The following is a 6,234-nucleotide window of genomic DNA, read 5'->3' as shown; positions in this document are numbered from 1 at the left end:
TTCTTTCGGCGGTTTGGGTGGTGTTGTCGGAGTTTGGGTGGGGTGTGTGGGGGTCGCGGTGGTGGGGTGCTCCCCGCGGCGCGGGGCCGGGGGGCCCCGGGCACCTGGGCCGCTGCGATGAGGACCGGGCGGCCACAGCTTGGGACCGAGGGGCCGGACAGGTGGTCAGGCCGTTTCAGGCAGCCACAGGTCCGGGCCGAACACCTCGTAGTGGATGTGGTGTGCGGGGATGCCGAGGCTCAGCAGCTGGGTGCGGATCGTGCGCATGAAGGCCAGCGGGCCGCACAGGTAGACGGTGGCGTCGGTCGGCACGTCCAGGCCGGTGAGGTCCAACAGGCCGGTGTGCGCGTCGGGTTCGGCGGGGGCGGGCCGCTCGTACCAGAACTCGGTCGCCGCTTGCGGTAGCCGGTCCGCCAGCTGGCGCGTTTCGGCGCGCAGGGCGTGTGCGGCCGGGGTGGTGTCCGCGTGCAGGACGAGGACGGGGCGGCTGGAGCGGGTTTCGGCGAGGTGGGCGAGCATGCCGACCATGGGTGTGCAGCCGATGCCGGCGGAGACGAGGACCAGCGGTGTGTCGGCCTCGTCGAGGGAGACGTCGCCGCAGGGCGCCGAGACGGTCAGCTCGTCCCCGGGCCGCACGGCGCGGTACAGCAGATTCGACACCTCGCCGTCCGGGCTCGCGTCCGTCCCCGCGACCCGCTTGACCGTGATGCGGCGCAGGCCGCCGCCGGGGTCCGCGGACAGGCTGTACTGCCGCACCTGGTGCACGCCGTCCGGCATGCGCATCCGGACGCTGACGTACTGTCCCGCCTTCGCCGCCGGCGCGGGGCGGCCGTCGGCGGGACGCAGCAGGAAGGAGGTCACGTCCGTGGTCTCCTCGTGGCGCTCGACGACGGTCCACGGCCGCCAGATCTCGCCCGGCGTCACCCCCGCCTCCTGGTAGAGGCGGGCTTCCTGGGCGATGAGGGCACCGGCCATCAGCCAGTAGACCTCGTCCCAGGCCTCGGCCACCTGCGGGGTGACCGCGTCGCCGAGGACCTCGGCTATCGCGCCGAAGAGGTACTTGTGGACGATCGTGTAGTGGGCGTCGGTGACGCCGACCGCGGTGTGCTTGTGGGCGATCCTCGCCAGCAGGGCGTCCGGCCTGGTGTCGGGGTCGTTGACGAGGGCGGCGGCGAAGCCGGCGATCGAGCCGGCCAGCGCCCGCTGTTGGGAGCCGTCGGCCTGGTTGCCGCGGTTGAACATCCTGTCCAGCAACTCGGGCCGGTCGCGGAACATCGTGGCGTAGAACCGGGTGGTGATCTCGTCGAGCGCTCCGGCCACGGCGGGCAGTGTGGCCTTCACGGCGGCGGTGGACTCGGCGGACAGCATGAAGCCTCCCAGGGCTGGGACGGGACGGGACGGGAAAGCGGGAACCGGTGGCCGCTGATCGCGCGGCGGCAGCCCTTGTATAGCAAGGGGAAATCCGGCATATCGGTCTCTTCGGGGCGGAGGGGGAGGGCGAGGGACCATCGGCACCGTGATCGGGGACGAAGGTCCCGGTTCCCCGCTCCCCGGCGGGACCGACCGGTTCACGGCCGGGGCCGTTCGGCCCCACGGCGGGCGGCACCGGGCCCCATGGCGCCGCCCCCGTTCCCGTGCCGTCACGCATGTGGGGCCGATAGCGTGAGCAGTACCGGAGCGGGCGGCGTCCGTGCGGCCCAGGGATCGGAGGAGACGCAGGTGGGAGGCCCCGAAGAGTCCCGGGAGGCCCGTGTGCGGCTGCCGCAGCTGAGGCTGGATGAGCTGCTGGAGGAGTTGCAGGCCCGGCTCGACGCGGCCCGCGGCACCCGCGACCGGGTGCACAGCCTGCTGGAGGCGGTGCTCTCCGTCGGCCGGGAACTGGACCTGGAGCAGGCACTGCACAGCATCGTCGAGGCCGCCGCGGTGCTGGTCGACGCGGAGTACGCCGCCCTGGGAGTGATCGGCCCGGACGGCAGCCGGCTGTCGGCCTTCCACACGGTCGGGGTCACCGAGGAGCAGATCGCCCGGATCGGCCCGTTCCCGGAGGGGCACGGCATCCTCGGGGAGCTGATCCGCCATCCCGAGCCGCTGCGCCTGGCGAAGATCTCCGAGCATGCGGCGTCGTACGGCTTCCCGCCCAACCACCCGCCGATGAACACCTTCCTCGGCGTTCCCATCCGGGTGCGCGACCAGGTCTTCGGCAATCTCTACCTCACCGAGAAGCGGGGCGCGGCGCAGTTCGACGAGGAGGACGTCTCGGTGACGTCGACGCTGGCCGTGGCGGCCGGGGTCGCCATCGACAACGCCCGCCTGTACGAGGAGTCCCGGCTACGGGAGCGCTGGCTCCGGGCGAACGCGGAGATCACCCACACACTGATGTCGGGCGGTGCGCAGGGCGAGGTCCTGCGGCTGATCGCCGACCGGGCCCGCGAGATCACGGGTGCGGCACTGGCCGTGGTCGCGGTGCCGATGGCGGACACCGACTCCCTCGTCCTGGAACTCGCCGTAGGGACGGACGCGGACGCACACCGGGGTCTGGTGCTGCCCGGCGAAGGCAGCCTCATCGGTGAGGCCTTCGCCGCCGGCACTCCGGTCACCAGCGGCGACGTGTCCCACGACGAGCTGATGTCGTCGGGGCCCGACGGCTTCGCCGGGCTCGGCCCGGCCGTGGCGGTCCCCATCGGAACGGACCCCGGGGCTGTCCGGGGTGTCGTCCTGCTGGTCCGTGAGCGGGGCCGGGCGGTGTTCTCCGGCAAGGAGATCGAGCCGCTGAAGGGCTTCGCCGCGCAGGCGGCGGTCGCGATCGAACTGGCGGAGCGGCGCGCGGACGCCGAGGAGGTCGCGGTGCTCCAGGACCGCGACCGGATCGCCCGTGACCTGCACGACCTGGCGATCCAGCGGCTGTTCGCCACGGGCATGACCCTGCAGAGCGCGGGCCGCTTCATCGATCACCCCGAGGCCTCCGAGCGCGTGGTGCGCGCGGTGGACGATCTCGACGAGACCATCAAGATCATCAGGTCGACGATCTTCGGTCTGCGGGCGCGCGGGGGCGTCGGCGGCGCCGGTCTGCGGGCACGTACGGTGCGGGTCGCGGGCGAGGCGGCGCCGGTGCTGGGCTTCGCGCCCAGCGTGCGGATGGAGGGGCTGCTGGACACCCAGGTGTCGCGCGAGATCGCCGACCACGTGGTGGCCGTGCTCTCCGAGGCGCTCACCAACATCGCCCGGCACGCGCGGGCCGATCGCGCCGACGTCGTGCTCACGGAGGACTCCCACCACGTGCGCCTCACCGTCTCCGACAACGGCGTCGGCATTCCGTCCGAGGGCCGCCGCAGCGGGTTGCGCAACATGGCGGAGAGGGCCCAGCAGCTGGGCGGGGAACTGGAGTTGAGCAGCTTGCCGGACGGCGGGACCGCGTTGGTGTGGTGGGTGCCGATTTCGTCGGAGTAGGGGATTGCGGAACGGGCGGACACCGCCCGCGCGGCGCCCTGTCCCGGCGGCGGTCGGCAGGGCGCCGCATCCTGGACGGGCCCGCGTCAGGCGGACGGCTGCCAGCCGAGTGCCGGGCCGAGCCGCGTGGCCATGTCCGTGAGGATCTGCACGTAGTCCTCGTGGTCGAAGGTGAACGGCAGCGCGAACGCGACCTCGTCGACCTCGCGGAACGCGACGTGCGCGTGCAGCCGTTCGGCGATCTCGGCCGAGGTGCCGACGATGTCCGGCGCGAACATCAGCCGGGCCGGACCCTGCGGTGACGTGGTGCGAGGGGTGCGCTTCGCCGCGTACTCCTCGTACCGCGCGCGCTGTTCGGGGGTGGCCGAGTCGGTGGGGATGACGACCAGGCCCTGGGAGACGCGAGCGGCCTCGCCGTCGGGGTGGTGGTCACGGAAGGCCCGGATGTGGGAGAGCTGGATCTGGGCGAAGTCCGTTGTCTCCTCCGGGTCTTCGGCTTTGACGACGCTGCTGGTCAGGAAGTTCATGCCGTGCTCGCCGGCCCAGCGCGCCGAACTCAGGCTGCCGCCGCCGTACCAGAGGCGCCGGCCCAGGCCGGGGGAGTGCGGCTGCACCCGGTCGGAGAACACCTCGAAGCCCTCGACGCCGCTGAAGTCGGTCGCCGGCTTGCCGCGCACGAGGTCCAGCAGCCGCCGCACCCGCTCGTAGGAGAAGTCCTCGACGTCGGCGGTGTCCGGGTAGAGCGCGTCCTTGACCTGGTCGTAGTGCATCGGCGGGCCCACGCTCACGCCCGGGTTGATCCGGCCGCCGGACAGGAGGTCGACCGTCGCCAGATCCTCGGCCAGCCGCAGCGGGTTCTCCCAGCCGAGCGGGATGACCGCGGTGCCGAGCTCGATACGGCTCGTGCGCTGAGAGGCCGCCGCCATGACCGCGACCGGGGAGGAGATGCCGTACTGCAGGTGCCGGTGGCGCAGCCAGGCGCTGTCGAAGCCGAGCCGTTCGCCCAGCTCGATGATCTCCAGCGTGGACTCGTGGCCGCGGCGCGGATCCGCTTCGTCGAAGAGGCCGATGGTCAGGAAGCCCAGCTTGCGCAACGGGCGAGAGGTGGGGGGCACCGGCTCCTCCAGGTGAGCACCGATCGACGTCGTACAGCTGTGGCAACTTGATCCTGGTCTGCGATGTTCCCCGCCAGTGCGATCAGATCAGGGGGATGGTGACCTCGTCCTCGACCGGCGGGTCCAGCTCCTGGCGGCGATTGCCCGTGGCCGCGTGGCAGCGCAGTCGGATCGCCTCCGGGGTGACGTCCAGGCGCAGGAAGCACTTGAAGAACGGCGGGCTGTAGGTCGCGGAGCCGGGGGAGAACAGCTGTGTGTAGATCTTGCGGACCGGGAGCCGGAACCGGGAGGTGCGGTCGGGGCGGCCGCCCGCGCCCAGGAGACTGGCGACCAGACGGGTGCGGAAGGTGACGCGGGCGGGCCGGCCCGGGGAGCGGGTCAGGGGGATGCCCAGGCGCTCGGCGATCACGGCCGCCGCGTCGGCCTCGGTGAGGGTGAAGAAGCGGCGCAACCGCAGTCGGCGCCCGTAGAGGGTGCTGTAGAAGGCGAGGGAGTCGCCGCGCAGCGGATAGCAGCGGAAGTCCTGCTCCGTGACGTTCGCGACGGCCACGCGGGGGATGGTGTGGGTGGCGTGCATGAAGGCACCGCCACCGCCCGAGACGACGTACTGGATGGTGCGGCCGTCCACGTCGACGGGGTAGCGCTGGTAGTTGTGGATGTCGCCGCCTATCGCCGCGACGTAGTGGTGCTCAGCGGCGCGGACGATCTCGTCGACCGTGCCGCCCCCGTCGATCGGGCACGGGTGGTGCTCACCGTCCACGTACAGGGGCGAGCCGGTGACGAGGATCTTCGGGCGCGGCCCCTGGGACACCTCGCGGAGCCAGGCGCCCTGCTCGGCGTCGACCGTCCCCAGCAGTCCGGTGTCGATGCCTATGATCCGCACCGGCCCGGCGTCGATCGCCCAGTACGGGCCGGGCTGGGCCGCCCGTTGGCCGGTCGCGGAGCGCAACTGCCGTGCCTGGTCGAGGCGTTGTCCGTCGTGCGGGCTCGGACGGTGCCAGAGCAGGGAGCGCAGCCAGGCCCGGCTGAGCGGGCGCGGCCTGGGCTCGGGGGCGAGTGCCGGGGTGTCGGCGCAGAAGACGCGCATGAACGCGCCGAGGTCCTCGTACCAGTCGTGGTTGCCCGGTATCGCGTAGATGGGCGCCGGGTAGTCCCGGTACGGGCGGAAGAACTTCGTGTCGTAGTCGTCGGCGCTGCCCACCGGGTAGATCACGTCACTGGCGACGACGGAGAAACGGCTGTCCTGACTGACCTTCAGGAAGCCGGGCACGACGGCGTACTGGGGTGCGTCGCCCTCTCCGGTGTCGCCGATCACCATGAAGGAGAACCGGTCCGGGTCGTCCCGCCGGATCACCTTGTCCGCGGGTGCTCCGGCGGCCGCGCGCTGGGCCACCCAACGGCTGCGGGTACGGCCGGTGGGGTCCCCGAACCAGGAGGCCAGCACGCCGTTGCGGGCCGCCCACAGGGTCCGCGGGTCGAGCCACGAGAGCTTCTCGACCTTGGGCGGCATCAGCCGTTCGTACGCGCCGGGTTCGGCGGTGCCCCAGCCGGCGCCCTCGGCGGTATCGCGTGATGATTCAGACACCGGTGCACCGTAACAATGATCTGGCGGAGGCCGGGCGGGGGGAGGGTTCTACCGTTCGTGAACGTCCCTGGGGCGGGAGGCTGTTGG

4 protein-coding genes are annotated in these 6,234 nt (G+C 72.2%); 1 reads left to right on the top strand and 3 read right to left on the bottom strand.

Annotated features, from left to right (window positions below):
* Positions 1 to 165: 165 nt before the first annotated feature.
* The gene (locus ACWD3I_RS45470; protein WP_451084387.1) at positions 166 to 1,368 is read right to left on the bottom strand and encodes a globin domain-containing protein; all 1,203 of its coding nucleotides are present in this window, start codon (positions 1,366 to 1,368) and stop codon (positions 166 to 168) included.
* 351 nt (positions 1,369 to 1,719) lie between these two features.
* On the opposite strand from ACWD3I_RS45470, the gene ACWD3I_RS45465 reads away from it, so the two are divergent.
* Positions 1,720 to 3,447 carry a sensor histidine kinase gene (locus ACWD3I_RS45465; protein WP_451084389.1) on the top strand — a complete coding sequence of 576 codons (1,728 nt, stop codon included), beginning with the start codon at positions 1,720 to 1,722 and terminating at the stop codon, positions 3,445 to 3,447.
* Between the two features lie 86 nt (positions 3,448 to 3,533).
* Here ACWD3I_RS45465 and ACWD3I_RS45460 read toward each other — a convergent pair whose 3' ends face one another.
* Together ACWD3I_RS45460 and ACWD3I_RS45455 are read right to left on the bottom strand one after the other, a co-directional pair.
* The gene (locus ACWD3I_RS45460) at positions 3,534 to 4,562 is read right to left on the bottom strand and encodes an LLM class flavin-dependent oxidoreductase (RefSeq protein WP_365413328.1); all 1,029 of its coding nucleotides are present in this window, start codon (positions 4,560 to 4,562) and stop codon (positions 3,534 to 3,536) included.
* 82 nt (positions 4,563 to 4,644) lie between these two features.
* Positions 4,645 to 6,147 carry a metallophosphoesterase family protein gene (locus ACWD3I_RS45455; RefSeq protein WP_365413326.1) on the bottom strand — a complete coding sequence of 501 codons (1,503 nt, stop codon included), beginning with the start codon at positions 6,145 to 6,147 and terminating at the stop codon, positions 4,645 to 4,647.
* Positions 6,148 to 6,234: the final 87 nt, after the last annotated feature.

Source organism: Streptomyces sp. NPDC002817, from assembly GCF_053592055.1.
The sequence above is the reverse complement of the archived record's forward strand: the minus strand, read 5'-3'. Positions and strand labels throughout refer to the sequence as shown.

Bases quoted from the DNA above. Each gene is read 5' to 3' on its own strand.
- ACWD3I_RS45470 (WP_451084387.1), bottom strand. From the start codon at position 1,368: ATGCTGTCCGCCGAGTCCACCGCCGCCGTGAAGGCCACACTGCCCGCC.